This is a genomic window from Micromonospora sp. BQ11 (assembly GCF_052068135.1).
GTDB lineage: Bacteria > Actinomycetota > Actinomycetes > Mycobacteriales > Micromonosporaceae > Micromonospora.
On sequence record NZ_JBQHDB010000004.1, the window covers coordinates 72779 to 88840 of the forward strand.

Annotated in this window: 13 protein-coding genes and 1 riboswitch; of the genes, 9 read left to right on the forward strand and 4 right to left on the reverse strand. The window is 74.0% G+C overall.

From position 1 onward, the window contains the following. The first annotated feature begins 56 nt into the window (after positions 1-56). Positions 57-2510: a DNA translocase FtsK gene (locus tag ACTMSW_RS09970; RefSeq protein ID WP_441180254.1), complete on the forward strand. Its 2454-nt coding sequence runs from the start codon at positions 57-59 to the stop codon at positions 2508-2510. 84 nt (positions 2511-2594) lie between these two features. Here the strand turns inward: ACTMSW_RS09970 and ACTMSW_RS09975 are convergent, their stop codons facing one another. Together ACTMSW_RS09975 and ACTMSW_RS09980 are read right to left on the reverse strand one after the other, a co-directional pair. Continuing rightward, positions 2595-2840 (reverse strand): hypothetical protein, encoded by a 246-nt coding sequence (locus tag ACTMSW_RS09975; RefSeq protein ID WP_441180255.1) that lies wholly within the window; start codon positions 2838-2840, stop codon positions 2595-2597. 122 nt (positions 2841-2962) lie between these two features. Then, a complete protein-coding gene (locus ACTMSW_RS09980; RefSeq protein WP_441180256.1) occupies positions 2963-3277 on the reverse strand; it encodes a DMT family transporter in 315 nt (104 codons plus the stop codon). Positions 3278-3332: 55 nt separating this feature from the next. Beyond that, a riboswitch (guanidine-III (ykkC-III) riboswitch) is annotated at positions 3333-3393 on the reverse strand. Positions 3394-3484: 91 nt separating this feature from the next. Between ACTMSW_RS09980 and ACTMSW_RS09985 the strand changes: the two genes are divergently transcribed. The 7 genes from ACTMSW_RS09985 (at position 3485) to pspM (ending at position 9842) form a co-directional block, all read left to right on the forward strand. After that, complete coding sequence (locus ACTMSW_RS09985; RefSeq protein WP_441180257.1) at positions 3485-4408, forward strand: ornithine cyclodeaminase family protein; 924 nt, start codon at positions 3485-3487, stop codon at positions 4406-4408. A 99-nt stretch (positions 4409-4507) separates the two neighbouring features. Continuing rightward, positions 4508-6004, forward strand: a complete 1497-nt coding sequence (gene rimO / locus ACTMSW_RS09990; RefSeq protein WP_441180258.1) for a 30S ribosomal protein S12 methylthiotransferase RimO — start codon at positions 4508-4510, stop codon at positions 6002-6004. 77 nt (positions 6005-6081) lie between these two features. Next, positions 6082-6675: a CDP-diacylglycerol--glycerol-3-phosphate 3-phosphatidyltransferase gene (gene pgsA, locus ACTMSW_RS09995; protein WP_441180259.1), complete on the forward strand. Its 594-nt coding sequence runs from the start codon at positions 6082-6084 to the stop codon at positions 6673-6675. A gap of 88 nt (positions 6676-6763) precedes the next feature. Then, positions 6764-7306: a CinA family protein gene (locus ACTMSW_RS10000; protein WP_441180260.1), complete on the forward strand. Its 543-nt coding sequence runs from the start codon at positions 6764-6766 to the stop codon at positions 7304-7306. Positions 7307-7472: 166 nt separating this feature from the next. After that, entirely contained in the window at positions 7473-7919 is a 447-nt protein-coding gene (locus ACTMSW_RS10005; RefSeq protein ID WP_441180261.1) for a helix-turn-helix domain-containing protein, read from the forward strand. Positions 7920-8175: 256 nt separating this feature from the next. After that, a complete protein-coding gene (locus tag ACTMSW_RS10010; RefSeq protein WP_441180262.1) occupies positions 8176-9039 on the forward strand; it encodes a PspA/IM30 family protein in 864 nt (287 codons plus the stop codon). Positions 9040-9062: 23 nt separating this feature from the next. Further along, on the forward strand, positions 9063-9842 hold the full coding sequence (gene pspM / locus ACTMSW_RS10015; protein WP_441180263.1) for a phage shock envelope stress response protein PspM: 780 nt from the start codon (positions 9063-9065) through the stop codon (positions 9840-9842). Between the two features lie 25 nt (positions 9843-9867). Here pspM and ACTMSW_RS10020 read toward each other — a convergent pair whose 3' ends face one another. Together ACTMSW_RS10020 and ACTMSW_RS10025 are read right to left on the reverse strand one after the other, a co-directional pair. Continuing rightward, positions 9868-13527, reverse strand: a complete 3660-nt coding sequence (locus ACTMSW_RS10020; RefSeq protein WP_441180264.1) for a hypothetical protein — start codon at positions 13525-13527, stop codon at positions 9868-9870. Between the two features lie 383 nt (positions 13528-13910). Next, positions 13911-14720 carry a DNA-formamidopyrimidine glycosylase family protein gene (locus tag ACTMSW_RS10025; protein ID WP_441180265.1) on the reverse strand — a complete coding sequence of 270 codons (810 nt, stop codon included), beginning with the start codon at positions 14718-14720 and terminating at the stop codon, positions 13911-13913. Positions 14721-14830: 110 nt separating this feature from the next. On the opposite strand from ACTMSW_RS10025, the gene ACTMSW_RS10030 reads away from it, so the two are divergent. Further along, complete coding sequence (locus ACTMSW_RS10030; protein WP_441180266.1) at positions 14831-16060, forward strand: hypothetical protein; 1230 nt, start codon at positions 14831-14833, stop codon at positions 16058-16060. Positions 16061-16062: the final 2 nt, after the last annotated feature.

Below are 16062 nucleotides of genomic sequence, written 5' to 3' on the forward strand. Positions count from 1 at the left end.
GCGGACACGACCCGGAAAAGCGGCGATCTGCCGGGTCCCGCCGTTAAGTTGATGCTATGGCGGGCCGTACCTCTCAGGCGAGCCGGCGGCGCGGCGCGTCGCCGCGCGGCACCACGAACAGTCGTGCCCGCCAGCCGGCGAAGAAGACCCGTGCGCCGGCCCGGCGCCGGACGACCGCCCGGCCGGGGCCGGCGGTCTACGTCGGACGGGCCGTCGGTGCCCTGTGGATGGGCCTGGCGCACGGGGTGGGCTGGACGGTCCGCGCCGCCGGCCGCCAGGCCGCCTCCGCCCGGGACCTCGACCCCGAGCACCGCCGCGACGGTGCCGGCCTCCTCGTCTTCGGGCTCGCGCTGCTCAGCGCGGCGGGCATCTGGTTCTCCGCCGCCGGCCCGATGGGGGCACGGCTCGCGGACACGGTCCGGCTGTTCCTCGGGGCGATCGCCATCGTGGTGCCGGTCCTGCTGATGATCGGCGCGTGGCGGCTGATGCGGCAGCCGGCCGACCCGGACCATCGCGGACGCGGCCTGGTCGGCTGGGGATCGATGCTGGTGGCCACCGCCGCGATGCTGCACATCGGACAGGCCCCGGTCGACGACGTCCAGCGCGACTTCGCCGGCGGCCTGGTCGGCGCGGGCGTCGGCAGCGTGCTGGAACGCGCGGTCACCGCCTGGGTGGCGGTGCCGCTGCTGATCCTGCTGCTCGTCTTCGGTCTGCTCGTCGTCACCGCGACGCCGATCAACAAGATTCCCGAGCGGCTCGGCCTGTTGGCCGGTGCCGTGGTCGGCGCCCCGCCCGCCACCGAGGACGAGGCCGACGAGGAGCCCGCGAAGCCCGCCCGCCGGAAGCCGGCGAAGCGGATGCCGCCCCCGCTGGACCCGGACGACTTCGACGACGTGGAGGGCGTGGACCTCCAGGACACCGTCGTGCTGCCCCGGAAGCCGCCGGCGAAGGTGCCGGCGAGCCGCCGGCCGGTCGAGCCGCCGGAGCACTCGACGCCGCCCACCCGCGCCGAGCAGTTGGCCCTGACCGGCCTGGCCGGCGACTACACGCTGCCGCCGGCGAACCTGCTCGGCAGCGGTCCGGCCGCGAAGACCCGGAGCAAGGCCAACGACGAGGTGATCGCGGCGCTGACCGGCGTCTTCGACCAGTTCGACGTGGACGCCGCCGTCACCGGCTTCACCCGGGGGCCCACCGTGACCCGGTACGAGGTCGAGCTGGGGTCGGGCGTCAAGGTCGAGCGGATCACCCAGCTGTCGCGCAACATCGCGTACGCGGTGAAGTCCCCGGACGTCCGCATCCTGAGCCCGATCCCGGGCAAGAGCGCGGTCGGCGTGGAGATTCCGAACACCGACCCGGAGAACGTCTCCCTCGGCGACGTGCTGCGGTCGCGGGCGGCGACCAGCGACCACCACCCGATGGTGGTGGCACTGGGCAAGGACATCGAGGGCGGCTACGTGGTGGCCAACCTCGCGAAGATGCCGCACATCCTGATCGCCGGCGCCACCGGCGCGGGCAAGTCGTCCTGCCTGAACACGCTGCTGGTGTCGATCCTGACCCGGGCCACGCCGGACGAGGTGCGGCTGCTGCTGATCGACCCGAAGCGGGTCGAGATGACCGGCTACGAGGGCATCCCGCACCTGGTCACCCCGATCGTGACCAACGCCAAGAAGGCGGCCGACTCGCTGGAGTGGGTCGTCCGCGAGATGGACATGCGCTACGACGACCTCGCGGCCAACGGGGTCCGGCACATCGACGACTTCAACCGCAAGGTGCGCAACGGCGAGATCAAGGCCCCGCCCGGCAGCGAGCGGGAGATGCGTCCGTACCCGTACCTGCTGGTGATCGTGGACGAGCTGGCCGACCTGATGATGGTGGCGCCGCGCGACGTGGAGGACTCGGTCGTCCGGATCACCCAGCTCGCCCGGGCCGCCGGCATCCACCTGGTGCTCGCCACCCAGCGGCCCTCGGTCGACGTGGTCACCGGCCTCATCAAGGCCAACGTGCCGTCCCGGCTGGCGTTCGCCACCTCGTCGTTGGCCGACTCGCGGGTCATCCTGGACCAGCCGGGCGCCGAGAAGCTGCTCGGCCGGGGTGACGGTCTCTTCCTGCCGATGGGCGCGTCCAAGCCCATCCGCATCCAGGGCGCCTGGGTGACCGAGCGCGAGATCGCCGACGTGGTGAAGTTCTGCAAGGACCAGCGGGAGCCGGAGTTCCGCCCGGACGTGCTCGCCCCCGCGCAGGACAGCAAGAAGAAGATCGACGAGGACATCGGCGACGACCTGGACCTGCTGGTGCAGGCGGTCGAGCTGGTGGTCACCTCGCAGTTCGGCTCGACGTCGATGCTCCAGCGCAAGCTGCGGGTCGGCTTCGCCAAGGCGGGCCGCCTGATGGACCTGATGGAGACCCGGGGCGTGGTCGGCCCGTCCGAGGGCTCCAAGGCGCGCGACGTGCTGGTGAAGCCGGACGAGCTGGAGGAGGTCCTGGTCGGTCTGCGCGGCGCGGACGAGTGACGCCGGACCCCTCGGCCGGCGACCCCGGACACACCGCGGGCCCGCCGGTGAACCGGCGGGCCCGTACGTGCGGGGTGGCGGAGGTCAGTTGTTGAGGATCGCCGCCAGGATCACCAGGTTGATCACGATGGCGGCCACGTTGGCGATCGCCGCGTACCAGCCGAGCGGCTTGTCACCGAGGACCGCGCCGACGATGCCCAGCACCAGGCCGACGAGGCCGAAGATGATCGGGTTGAGCAGCAGCGCGAGGACCGCGAAGACGAAGCTCACGATCGTGCAGATGCGGGCGGCGTTGGTACGGGGACGGGCGCTGCTGTGCATGTTGGCCATGACTGCCTCCGGTGGTGAGAGCCTGGGGTGCCACCCGATCTCTACCCACTGTGGCTGGTCGTCACGCCTCAGCCACTCCACGCGGCGGCCTTCCGACCGTCGGGCGATCTGCGCGGTGCGGTTCAGTGGTAGATCTTCAGGCCGACCACGCCGGCCACCACCAGCAGCAGGCAGACGATGCGGGGGAGGCTGGCCGACTCGTTGAGCGCCAGCATCCCGACCAGGGCGGTGCCCACCGCGCCGATGCCGACCCACACGACGTAGCCGGTGCCGACCGGGATCTCGCGCAGCGCGTACGCCAGGCCGAGCATGCTGAGGATCAGGGTGACCACGAAGACGACCGTCGGCAGGGGTCGGCTGAAGCCGGCGCTGCGGTCCAGGGCGATCGCCCAGGCGGTCTCGAGAAGTCCGGAGATCACGAGCACGATCCAGGCCACGGCGGCACCTCGGCGGGAGACGGTCCCGGACGCGGGCCGGGACGACGGTTTCGGTCTCGGGGCGTCTTGTCGTGCCGGGTACGCCCACCGCTCGTCCGGGCGGCCGGAGCCGCTGCCGCCGACGCTAGCACCCGGCCCGGCAGTAGGACGGTGATCTCGCACACCGCATGTTGAGTTGACGTCAGCTTCAGGTTGCATGCTGAACCGATGACCATGCTTGTCACCGACCGGGAGGTCGCCGACGTCCTCGACGCCACCACCACCGTGACGGCGATGCGGGAGGCGCTGCTCGCCGCGTACGACGGCCGGCTCGTCGCCCCGCCCCGGGCGTCCGCCCCGCTGGACGGTGGGCGGATGGTGCTGACCGCCGGTCATCTCCGTGGCGACTGGTACGGCTTCCGCTCGTACGACACCCTCGGGCTGCCGGAGCCGGAGCAGCTCGTGGTGCTGCACGACGCGCGCACCGGGGCGGTACGGGCCGTCGCCGTCGGCGAGGAACTGGGCTCCCGGCGGACCGGGGGACTGGGCGGGGCGGCGGTCGACGCCCTCGCCCGCCCCGACGCGACCACCCTCGCCGTGATCGGCTCCGGCCGGCAGGCGTGGACCCAGGTCTGGGCCGCCGCCGCGGTGCGCCCGCTGCGACAGATCAGGGTGCAGAGCCGTTCTGCTGCCCGGCGGGCGGCGTTCGCCGAGCGGGTCCGTGCCGAGCTCGGCGTACCGGCCGAACCGGTGGACTCCGCCCGCGAGGCGGTCGCCGGCGCCGACATCGTGGTCCTCGCCACCACCAGCGTCACCCCGGTGCTCGACGCGGCCGACCTGGCCCCGGGCACTCATGTCAACGCCGTCGGCTTCAAGCAGACCGACCGGCACGAGTTCGGCACCGACCTGCTGGACCGGGCGGACCTGCTGGTCACCGATTCACCCGCCCAGGCCGCCGCGTACGCCCCGCCGATGCTCGCCGCCGTCGAGCCGTACGCCCGACGGCTGCACGACCTGGGCGCGGTGCTCGCCGGGGCGGTCCCGGGCAGGACCGACGCGGACCAGGTGTCGGTCTTCTGCTCCACCGGCCTGGCCGGTACGGAGGTCTTCCTCCTGGACCGGCTGGTCCGGGTGGGCGCCGCGGCGCTCTGACCTGCCACCGGGGCCGGCGCGAACGGGGGTGGGATGTGAGCCGGCCGATGTCCGTGGCCCGCCGTCGCCGGGCCACGCCGGCGCGCCCGGTACCCTCGGATGGTGTCTGCCACCTCCCCTGCCTCTGACGGCCGCCGTGTCGCCCTGCTGACCCTGGGCTGTGCCCGCAACGAGGTCGACTCGGAGGAGCTGGCCGCCCGGCTGCACGCCGACGGCTGGCAGGTGACCACCGACGGCGAGGGCGCCGACGTGGTGGTCGTCAACACCTGCGGCTTCGTGGAGAAGGCCAAGCAGGACTCCATCCAGACGCTGCTCGCCGCCGCCGACACCGGGGCGAAGGTCGTGGCGGCCGGGTGCATGGCCGAGCGGTACGGGCGGGAACTGGCCGACAACCTTCCCGAGGCGCAGGCGGTGCTGAGCTTCGACGACTACCCGGACATCGCGGCCCGGCTGGACGCGGTCGTCGCCGGCGAGACGATCGACGCGCACACCCCGCGCGACCGTCGCGAGCTGCTGCCGCTGACCCCGGTCAAGCGCCGGGACGCCGCGGTGTCGCTGCCCGGCCACGGCACCGGGAAGCGGGCCACCGTGGAGACCGACGAGCACACGCCGGCCCACCTGCGGCAGGTGCTGCGGCACCGGCTCGACACCGGGCCGGTCGCGTCGCTCAAGCTCGCCAGCGGCTGCGACCGACGCTGCGCGTTCTGCGCCATCCCCGCCTTCCGCGGCGCCTTCGTCTCGCGTACGCCCGACGAGCTGCTCGCGGAGGCCGAGTGGCTCGCCAAGACCGGCGTCCGGGAGCTGGTGCTGGTCAGCGAGAACTCCACCTCCTACGGCAAGGACCTGGGCGACCCCCGCGCGCTGGAGAAGCTGCTGCCGCAGCTCGCCGCCATCGACGGCATCGTGCGGGTGCGCGCGAGTTACCTCCAGCCCGCCGAGACCCGGCCCGGCCTGGTCGAGGCGATCGCCACCACGCCGGGCGTCGCCGCGTACTTCGACCTGTCGTTCCAGCACTCCAGCGAGCCGGTGCTGCGCCGGATGCGTCGTTTCGGCTCCACCGACCGGTTCCTGGAGCTGCTGGCCGGTGCCCGCGCCCTGGCGCCGGAGGCGGGTGCACGCAGCAACTTCATCGTCGGCTTTCCCGGGGAGACGCGTGCCGACGTGGAGGAACTGGTGCGGTTCCTGACCGAGGCGCGGCTCGACGCGATCGGCATGTTCGACTACAGCGACGAGGACGGCACCGAGGCCGCCGGGCTGACCGGCAAGGTCTCCGCGGCCACCATCAAGCGCCGGTACGACAAGCTCAGCGCACTCGCCGACGAGCTGTGCTCGCAGCGCGCCGAGGAGCGACTCGGCTCCACGGTCGAGGTGCTCGTCGACTCGGTCGACGACGGGGTGGTCGAGGGGCGGGCGGCCCACCAGGCGCCCGAGGTCGACGGCTCGACGACCCTGGTCGCCCCGGCCGACGGAGGGGTCGACCTGGCCGCCCTGCGCCCGGGCGACCTGGTCCGGGCCACGGTCACCGCGACCGAAGGGGTGGACCTGGTGGCGGTGCCGGATGAGATGATCTCGGCCGCGCCCGGCGCGGTACGGTGACGGCGGGCCCGGATCGAGCGAGGGAGTCACGTGGTGAGGGGTCAGGTGCGCCACGGCGACCGGAGCGGGACGCGGCGGTGACCGGAGCGACGGAGTCCACGGCACCGACGGTGGTCGCCCGCGTGCCCGTGCTCAACGCGGCCAACGCGCTCACCCTCCTGCGGCTGGTGCTGGTGCCGATCTTCGCGGCCTCGGTGGTCATCTCCGAGATGACCCACGCGGGCTGGCGGATCGCCGCCTGCCTGATCTTCGCGGTGGCCTCGGCGACGGACCTGGTCGACGGCTGGATCGCCCGCCGGTTCGGGCTGGTCACCTCGGTCGGCAAGGTCGCCGACCCGATCGCCGACAAGGCGCTCACCGGGGCCGCGCTGCTGCTGCTGTCCTGGTACGACCGGCTGCCCTGGTGGGTGACGGCGGTCATCCTGGCCCGTGAGCTGGGCATCACCGCTCTGCGGTTCTGGGTGATCCGGCACGGTGTCATCGCGGCCAGCCGGGGCGGCAAGATCAAGACTGCGCTCCAGATCCTCGCCATCACGTGGTACCTCTGGCCGATGCCGGCCGCCCTGGCCGCCGTCGGCCCGTGGATCATGGCCGTCGCGGTCGCCGTGACGCTGATCACCGGGTTCGACTACGTCGCCCAGGCCCTCCGCCTCCGCCGCCCCACCCGGTGACCCCCTTCCGGGCAACCTCCCGCACGGCGAGGGATCGGGCGTGCGGGGCAGGATGTGTCAGGAGCCTCGGGTAGGGAAGAGGATCGGCATGGACACGGAGACCGACGCGGACGGGGTCCGGCCGGTGGGATCCCCGGCGGCGGGCGTCGTGCACGCCCTCGCCGAGCGGCAGGAGACCCTGGCCACCATCGAGTCGCTGACCGGCGGACTGCTGGCCGCCTCGATCGTCGAGATCGCCGGGGTGAGCGGCGTCTACCGGGGTGGGCTGGTGGTCTACGCCACCGAGCTGAAGGCGCACCTGGCGGGCGTACCGGAGGATCTGCTCGACGAGCGCGGCCCGATCGACCCGGACGTCGCCGTGGCGCTCGCCGAGGGCGGGCGCCGGCGCTGCGGGGCCGACTGGGGCCTGGCCACCACCGGTGTGGCCGGCCCGGAACCGCAGGACGGCAAGCCGGTCGGCCTGGTGTACGCGGCGGTGGCCGGCCCGCTCGGCACCGACGTGCGGCGGTTCGACCTGGACGGCGGGCGGGACCACATCCGCTCCGCCGCGGTGATCGAGGCGCTGCGGCTGCTCGCCGAGCGGGTCCACGCGGCCGACCGGGACGCCGCCCGGGCCGGCAGCGCGGCCTGAGGACGGGCGATCGTGGGCCCGTCCGCGGATTCGACAGGCGGGGCGGGATGTCGGCCGGGCCGCCACCGGGTACGGTTGCGGGAAGGCTCCGGCGGTCGGGTTCGGCGCGGTTGACCGTGCCGGATCGGATTGCCGTGGTGACGAGGTGTCCCCCAGGGGAGGTGCGATGGTCCTGCTACGCCGGGTGATCGGTGACGCGCTGCGGGCACGCCGGCAGGGGCAGCACCGCACCCTGCGCGAGGTCTCCTCCGCCGCCAACGTCAGCCTCGGCTACCTGTCCGAGATCGAGCGGGGCCAGAAGGAGCCGTCGAGCGAGCTCCTCGCCGCCATCTGCGACGCCCTCGGCGCCCGTCTCTCCGAGCTTCTCCGCGAGGTGAGCGACACCGTGGCGCTGGCCGAGCAGATGCCGGGCGTGCTGGTCCCGGTGGCCGACGAGCAGGTCGAGCCGACCCCCGTCGCCGCCGCCGTGCGCAAGGCCACCAACCGCGGCGTACGCCAGGTCACCTCCGACGGCACCGTCTCCGTCCAGGTCCGCCAGGACTCCCCGCTCAAGGCGACGCTGCGCAGCACCCGGGTCCGCCCCGGCGACCGCGACGTGGTCTGCGCCGCCTGAGCCCCGCCGCCCTCCGGGCCCCCGGTCGACCCTGAGCCCGGGGTCGGTGACATCCCGGATCCGCTCTCCGTCGCATGGCCGCTGTCTCCTACGCCGCGTAGGGTTGATCGCAGTCGGTGTCGGCTCACGCCCCGCTCGCCGCGTACGGATGCTCGGGTGGCATCCGGCTGGGACGATGGAGCCACTGCCGCGCCGGCGGCCGGTCGCCAGCGGGCCGGCCCAGGCGGAGTGACGCTACTGAGGGGATACCGCGGAAATGGCGAACCCGTTCGTCAAGGGTTGGAACTACCTGATGGCGCTGTTCGGTGCCAAGATCGACGAGCATGCCGATCCCAAGGTGCAGATCCAGCAGGCCATCGAGGAGGCGCAGCGCCAGCACCAGGCGCTCGTCCAGCAGGCAGCCGCGGTGATCGGCAACCAGCGGCAGCTGGAGATGAAGCTCTCCCGGCAGATGACCGAGGTCGAGCGACTCCAGGGCAACGCCCGCCAGGCCCTCGTCCTGGCCGACCAGGCCCGCGCCCGCGGCGACGAGGCCGAGGCCACCAGGTACGAGCAGTCGGCCCAGACGCTCGCCACCCAGCTCGTCTCCGCCGAGCAGGCCACCGAGGACCTGAAGACGCTGCACGACCAGGCGCTCGGCGCCGCCGCGCAGGCCCGCAAGGCGGTCGAGAACAACTCGATGATCCTCCAGCAGAAGCTCGCCGAGCGCACCCGCCTGCTCAGCCAGCTGGAGCAGGCCCGGATGCAGGAGAGCGTGGCCGCCTCGTTGGAGTCGATGTCGGCGCTGACCGCCCCGGGCAACACCCCCAGCCTGGACGAGGTGCGCGACCGCATCGAGCGGCGCTACGCCAACGCGATGGGCCGAGCCGAGCTGGCCGGCAACTCCGCCGAAGGCCGGATGCTGGAGATCCAGAAGGCGACACTGGACTCGGCCGGCTCCGCCCGGCTGGAACAGATCCGGTCGAGCATGGCCGGCGAGCAGCTCGGCGGCACGAAGGAACGCCCCGCCGTGCGGCCGACCGGGCCGGTCGCCGACCCGGCGGCCGCCGCGAAGCTCGACGAGATCCGGGCCAGCATGGCCCGGGACCGGGGCACCGGAGACAGCACGGCCGCCGGTTGAGCGGCCCGGTCGAGGAGGCACAGGTGGCAGACGAGCGCACGCGGTACTTCCGCCGGTTGGGCCGGCTGCGCCGGTCCGCGCGGCGGTGGAGCGTCACGTCCGGCGGGCTCGCGGGGGCGGCGGCCGTGCTGACCCCGTACGCCGGCCTGGGCCTGCCGGACGCGGCCTGGGCCGCCGGGGCGGGCGGCGCGTTGGTGCTCACCGCCTGGCGCTGGCTCGACCTGCGGGCGCTGGCTGCCCAGCCCGCACCGCCCGCGCTCGACCCGGCCGAGGCGGCCGCCCGTTCCCGGGCCCGCCTGGTCGCCGCCGTGGAGCGGCTGCCCGTCGGCCCCGGCGTGCTCGCCGAGGTCCGCCGCGTCCGTTCCCGGGTGGCACTGCGTGGCACCTCCGCCGCCGAGCCGTGGACCCGGCTGGACCGGGCCTCCCTCACCCTCGCCGGCCTGACCAGCCGGCTCACCGGCCTGGCCGGACCGGTCGTGTCGGAGGCCGCCGCCGCGGACCGCTCCCTGCGGGACCTCGCGGCGCGGGTGGCCAGCGTGGAGCGCGCGCTGCGACTCGCCCCGGTCGACGCCCGACCGCCGCTGGCCGAGGCGCACGCGGCGCTGACCGCGCAACTGGAGAGCGGCGTCGCCGCGTACGAGCGGCTGGTGGTGGCCGCCGCCGGCTACGTGGCGGAGGACGCACGCCCGGGCACCGAGCACGCCGCGGCGGCCCGCCTGGTCGAGGCGACCGACCTGCTGCACGGCGTCTCGTCGGCGCTGGCCGAGCTGCGCGCCGTCGGCGCACCCCTGCGCACGCCCTGACGCCACGCCGGCCTCTTCCCGCGGGTCACGCGGGCGTCGTCACCGGGATCGGGCCGGTGAACGCCGAGGTGCCGACGACGTTGAACGACCGGATGCGGTAGTGGTAGGTGACCCCCCGGGCCAGACCGGTGTTGGTGAAGCCGCGCCCGGTCACCATGAAGGTGGCCAGTTCGCGGGTGAACGTCGGGTCCAGCGCGCGTTGCACGACGAAACCCGCGCCCGGCCCGGCCGGTGTGCTCGCCGCCCAGCCGAGATTCACCGTCGCGGTGTCCGGCCCCGGCGCGCTGGAGACGACCGTGAGCGCGGTGGGTGGGGCCGGCCGCGGCGGCGTGGTCACCTGTGCGACCGTCGACCAGGGTGAGGCGGCGCCGAGGTACGTCGTCCGCACCCGGTAGTAGTACGTGGTGTCCGGTGCGACGGCGGCGTCCAGGTGGTTGTCGCCGACCCCGATCGCGGTGGTTCCGGGGCCGCTGCTGAAGGTCGGATTGGTGGCCCGCTGCACGTCGATGCCGGTGGCGAACGACCGGTTGGTCCAGCGCAGCGCCACCCGCAGTGGCGCCGCCGGGGGCACCACCGCGCCGAGGCCGGTCGGCGCGGTCAGGTGCACCGCGGCGGGGACGCTGTTGGACCAGGTGGAGCAGCTGACCGCGTTCTCGGCACGGATGCGGTAGTGGTAGGTGACGCCCGGGATGACGCTGGCGTCGGTCCACCGGGTCGCGTTCGCCGCCACGGTGATCGACGTCAGGCCGGTGGTGAAGGTGGCGTCGGTGGCCCGCTGGAGGAGGTGGCTGGTGGCCGGCGGGCGGCTGCCGTTGCCGGTCCAGGTCAGCGCGATCGCCGGCAGTGCGGTGGCGGATCCGGGCGCCGGGGTGGCGGTCAGGCCGGTGGGTGCCTTCGGGGCGACCCGCAGCACCAGGGGGCGGCTCATCCCCAGGTCCCGGTAGCCGGCGAGCTGGGTGTGCCAGCGGTACTCCCAGCCCAGGTTCACGAGCTGGTTCATCACCTGCGCGGGCCGGCCGTCGAACGGGCTGACCGGTGTCGAGCCGGTCATGGCGCCGACGCGCCGCGCCGGGTCCAGCATCCGTACGCTGTCGCCGATCTTGAACGGCAGAGCGGGCGCGACGGGCCGGAGGGCCACGACGACGTCCTCCCGGGGGTTGACCCGGACCACCTGCTTCCAGCCCAGCTCGTTCGGGTGCGGCCGGCGCAGTGTGCCGTCCCACCCGACCCGGTTGACCAGTTGCACGTCGCAGCCGTCCAGCCGGACCGGCTGGGTCCGCCGGCCGTCGCCCCGGATGCGCCACACCTGTGTCCCGTCCGCGGGAACGCCCACCGGCAGCGCCGGGTCGCTGACGTGCACCACCTCGGTGGCCGGGTCCGTCGGGCCGAGCGGCAGGGCGGTCGGCGCGAGTGGCCCGGGGTTCGGGTAACCGACGCCGAGCCGTCCGGCCAGCCGGCCGTGGTCCGGTTCGAAGACCTGCTGCACCGTCTTGACCGCGAGCGGCAGGATGACCGGCGTGCTGCCGCCGGCCGGGACGAACGTGACCGTGGTGGCGTGCACCGGGACGACGGTCTCCCGAGCGGTCCGGGTGCCGAAGGCCGTGTCGTACGCCGGCTGCGGCACGATCGGCGGGCGTTGGCTGGCCGCGTACGCGCCGGGCAGCCGTTCCCGCAGACGGGCCAGGTCGTACGGCGGGGACGGCTCGCCGGTCACCCGGAACTGGAGCAGGGTGCGGGTGTTCGGCCCGTACCCCGGCCGGCTGGGCGGTGTGCCGCCCTCGGCGGTGAGGTCCGGGGCGTGGGTGTGGTGGTCGTACCGGGGGTCGAAGTCGGGCAGCGGGGCCGGCGCGTCGTTGTAGAGGATCAGCGTGGCACCGGGGGCGACGGTGGAGAAGTCGACCAGCACGTCGGCCTGCTCCCCGGGAGAGACCAGCAGGGCGTGCCCGTCCACGTTGAGCACCGTCGGGTCGCGGCGGTCGTACCGGTAGGTCACCGGCCGACTGGCGATCACCGCGGGGGCGGGCAGGAGCCCGGCCTCGTTGCCGATCTGCACGAAGTCCGGTCCGACGGCGGCCGGGTCGGGCACGCCGCCGTCGCGCCCGTCCGTCGGCCACCCCGCCGGCCGGTCCGGCGCGCGCACGGCGTCCACCATGGGCACCTCGCTCACGCTCCGGTCGTCCCCGGCGGAGCGGGCCCGGTAGAGCTGGAGGTTGAGGCTGCGGTCGGTGCAGGCGTTGAGGATCCGGAACCGGTACGTCCGGGGCGCGACCGACAGCCACGGGTAGGCGACCCCGTTGACCACCACGGTGTCGCCGAAGGTCTCCGGCACCGCGGACGGGTGCGGCACGCCGGGCGTCGTCGGCGGCTCGTCCGGCGCGGTCACCGGGTCGTGGTGCGGGTTCGGCATCGGCCCCGGGAGGTCCGCCCGTCCGGTGCCGCCGCCGTCCACGGCGGCGTCGGCGGCGTCGGCGGCGGTACGCGACCACGGCCCGTAGTCCCAGCGTCCGGTCGGGTTGGTGCCGCCGTCCCGGTACGGGTTCTGCCGAGGCTGGTAGACGTGCGGGTGCCAGAGGCTGCCCCGGGCACCCCACCGGTCCCGGTCCCAGGTGGGGTCCTCAACGGCGAGCTGGCTGTCGTCCGGTACGAACGTCTTGTCCTCGAACACCAGCGGGATCTGCGCGGCCGGCAGCACCCCGTCGGCGACCAGCTCGTCCTCGACCGGGTCGGTGAGCAGGTAGAGCGCCACCTGTCCGGAGTAGACGGTCAGGCGGGACAGGCCGGCGGTGTTGTCGTGGAACCACAGCAGCCGGCCGCTCTGGTCGTTCGGGTAGTAGAACGTCGTCGCCCCGGCGCCGGGTTGCGGCATGTCCGGCACGTGGCTCAGCCCGGCGCCGGTCGGGTACGGGGTGATCTCACCCGCCGGAGTGATCCACTGCCACGGGTTGCCGGCGCTGATCCAGCCGGTCTCCGCGCCGGCCAGGTGCAGCACCGCCCGGTTCTGCGGGTAGGGCGCCGGGCCGTCGAGCGGACCGACGCCGGCGCCGCCGAGGGTGGTGTCCACGGGTAGGAAGAGGTCTCCGGCCCGGCCGGTGGGAAGTTGGTTGATGAACTTCACCCGGACCGGCCGCCCACGCCGGGCCACGATCACCGGCCCGAGGTGCCACGGGCGCTCCGGCGGGGTCACGGTGTTGTGTCCGGTGGTGTCGGTGCCCAGGTTGAGTTGCCGGTAGCCGCGCAGCCGGGTCGCCGGCAGGTCCCGGTGCAGGCGTTGCGCGTACTCCTGGAGGCCGATCTCGTAGTAGTCGCACCCCGGGTAGGTGACGGTGTCCGGCACCGCCACCGGCAGCGTGGCGGCCGGTCCGGTGCCGGCCGGGACGGCGGCGCCCAGGGTGGGCAGCGGGTCGACGAACGTGCGCAGACCGGTGCCCGGGACCATCCGCCCGTCGGTGTCGACGACCGGCAGCGGGCTGTGGGCGAAGTTCGGCACCGTGCCGAAGCAGCGCGGCAGGGCCGTCGGGTCGAGACTGGTCGTGGTCGGGGCCGCCGTCGCATCGGGGTCCGGCGACTCCTCGCCACGGCGGGCGGCGGGTACGGCCGTGGGGGGCACGTGACCGTCGGCGGTCTCGGGGGCGGCACGGGCTGCCTGGTTCGGCCGGGTCACCCGCAGTCTGCGGAACATGTCCATGGCTCTCCCCGAGGTCGGGGCGCGGTGACCGCCACTCCGGCGTGGTGGCCCCGGTCGCGCTGACGATGCGTGAGCACTCAAGCGCAGCATGTACCGGGATGCCGACGTGGAGGAAGTACCCAATCGTCCGGATCTGTGGGGTCGATCCGTTCCTCCGGAGTGTCCACGGCGACACGCCGCCGCTCGCGCGCTCGACGCGTTCCGGGCGGGACCGGTGCCGCTCAGGACCCGCTCCAAGAACCAAGATCCACTCGACATCACTGACATCGGGGTATCGCGATGCCCCGGACACCCCGATGTCACTGATGTCGAGTGGATCATGTCCGGGAGGTGCCCAGTATTGGGTCGGACAGGTCGTCACTCTCGGTGCCGGATAGGCGGGGTCAGCCCGGTGGGGCGGCCGGGTGGTCCGGTTGGCAGACCGGGCACCAGTAGGTGACCCGCTCGCCCAGTTCCTCCTTGCGGATCGCGGTCCCGCAGCGACGGCAGGGCTGCGCCCGACGGCCGTACACGTAACTGGTCTGACCCCGGTGCAGGGAGCCGGTGCTGCTCTGCGTCCAGCGGCCCCGGTTGGCGGCCAGCAGCCTCTGCGCGAGGGCGACCGTGCCGGCGAGGTCCGGGACCGCGCCGACCGGCGTCCACGGCGAGACGCCGCGCAGGAACAGCACCTCGCACTTGTACAGGTTGCCGACCCCCGCCAGGTTGCGCTGGTCGAGCAGCGCCTCGCCGATGGTGGTGTCGGGGTGGGCGGCGAGCCGGCGCACCGCCTCGTCCGCGTCCCAGTCCGGGCCGAGCAGGTCCGGCCCCAGGTGGCCGACGAGGGTGTGCTCCTCGGCGGTCGGCACCAGGGCGAGGTCGTGCAGGTGGTAGCCGACGGCGACCGCCGTCGTGCTGCGCAGGACCGCGCGGATCAGGTGCGCCGGGCGGGCGGCCCAGCGCTCACCCGGGGCGTACGCCCGCCAGGCTCCGTCCATCCGCAGGTGCGAGTGCAGGGTGCGGTGTTCGTCCGTTTCCGGGTCGGCGAAGCGCAGGAGCAGGTGCTTGCCCCGGCTGGCCGACTCGCGCACCGTCCAGCCGGCGAGGTCGGCGCCGGCGAGCTGGGGCACCCGGAAGTCGCTGCCGGTGAGCCGTGCGCCGGCGAGCGCCCGGTGCAGGACGCGGGCGGTGTTCCAGACGGTGTCGCCTTCGGGCACCTCTCCATTCTCCCTCCTGCGAGCCATATTCGCATGTGTCGCTATTTGTACCGCGGTTCCTCTGGATCTCCTGACAACGGCACTATCAGGGAGTTCTGAGGAGAATGCCCATGAGTCGTACCCGACGACCTGCCCGACCCGCCATCCTCGCCGCCATTCTCTCCCTCGCCCTGCTCCCGCTCGCCGCGCCCGCCTCGGCCGCGCCCGCTGGCGTCGACCGGTGGGCCACCGACCTGTCCGTCGTCGGCTCCGACGACGTCAACGTCCGCCACACCCGCGCCGGGCTCCATCTGGCCGACCTCCGGCCCGCGCCGACGCCCGCGGGGCGCAGCCCGCACAGCGCGGTGGCCGAGGGGCTGTTCGTCGCCGCCCCGTACCGTCTCGCCCGGCCGGCCACCCGGGTTCGCGCCGAGGTCACGGCCCGCGTGCCGGGCGGGGCCACCGTGGAGGCCCAGGTGCGCGGCTGGCGCGCCACCGGCTGGACCGAGTGGCGGACGGCCACGGCCGGCGCCGTCTTCGACGGGCCGGTCAGCCGGGTCCAGCTCCGCGTGGTGCTCACCGCCGCCTCCGGGGCAACCGCGCAGGTACGCGCCGTACGCCTCACCGCCGACCGCGCCGCCGTCGCACCCGCCGCCGTCTCCGGCGCCACGCCCGGCCTGGTGTACCGGGTGTACGCCACCCGGATCGGTCTGGTCGGCGAGGTGACGGCCAACGGGCACACCGTCGTGCCGCGCGACCACTTCGTGTCGCTACCGTCCCGGCGCGCTCTGGCGCCGCGCGCCACCGGCGACTACACGGTCCGGGTCTGCACCACCACCGGCAGCCGGTGCGAGTACGCCCCGGTCTGGGACGTCGGCCCCTGGAACACCCGGGACGACTACTGGAACATCAGCGCCGTCCGGGAGAACTGGAAGGACCTGCCGCAGGGGCGGCCCCAGGCGCAGGCGGCCTACCAGTACGGCTACAACGGCGGGAGGGACCAGTTCGGCCGGACCGTGCTCAACCCGGCGGGCATCGACCTCGCCGACGGCACGTTCTGGGACGGGTTGCGGCTCACCGACAATGCCTGGGTCGACGTGGCGTACCTGTGGACCGGCGCGGGCCCGCGTGGCGTGGTCGGCGACGGTCCGCTCAACATCCGTGCCGGCGCCAGCACCGGGTACGCGACCCGCGGGCTCGCCGCCCGGTACGCGCACGTCCCGATCCAGTGCTACGTGATCGGCCAGACGGTTGCCGGGCCGTACCGGACGACCAACCGCTGGAACCGGCTCGCCACCGGACAGTTCGTCAGCCACGCGTACATCTCGGCGGTGTACGGCGGCACGGTGCCGCTCTGCTGACC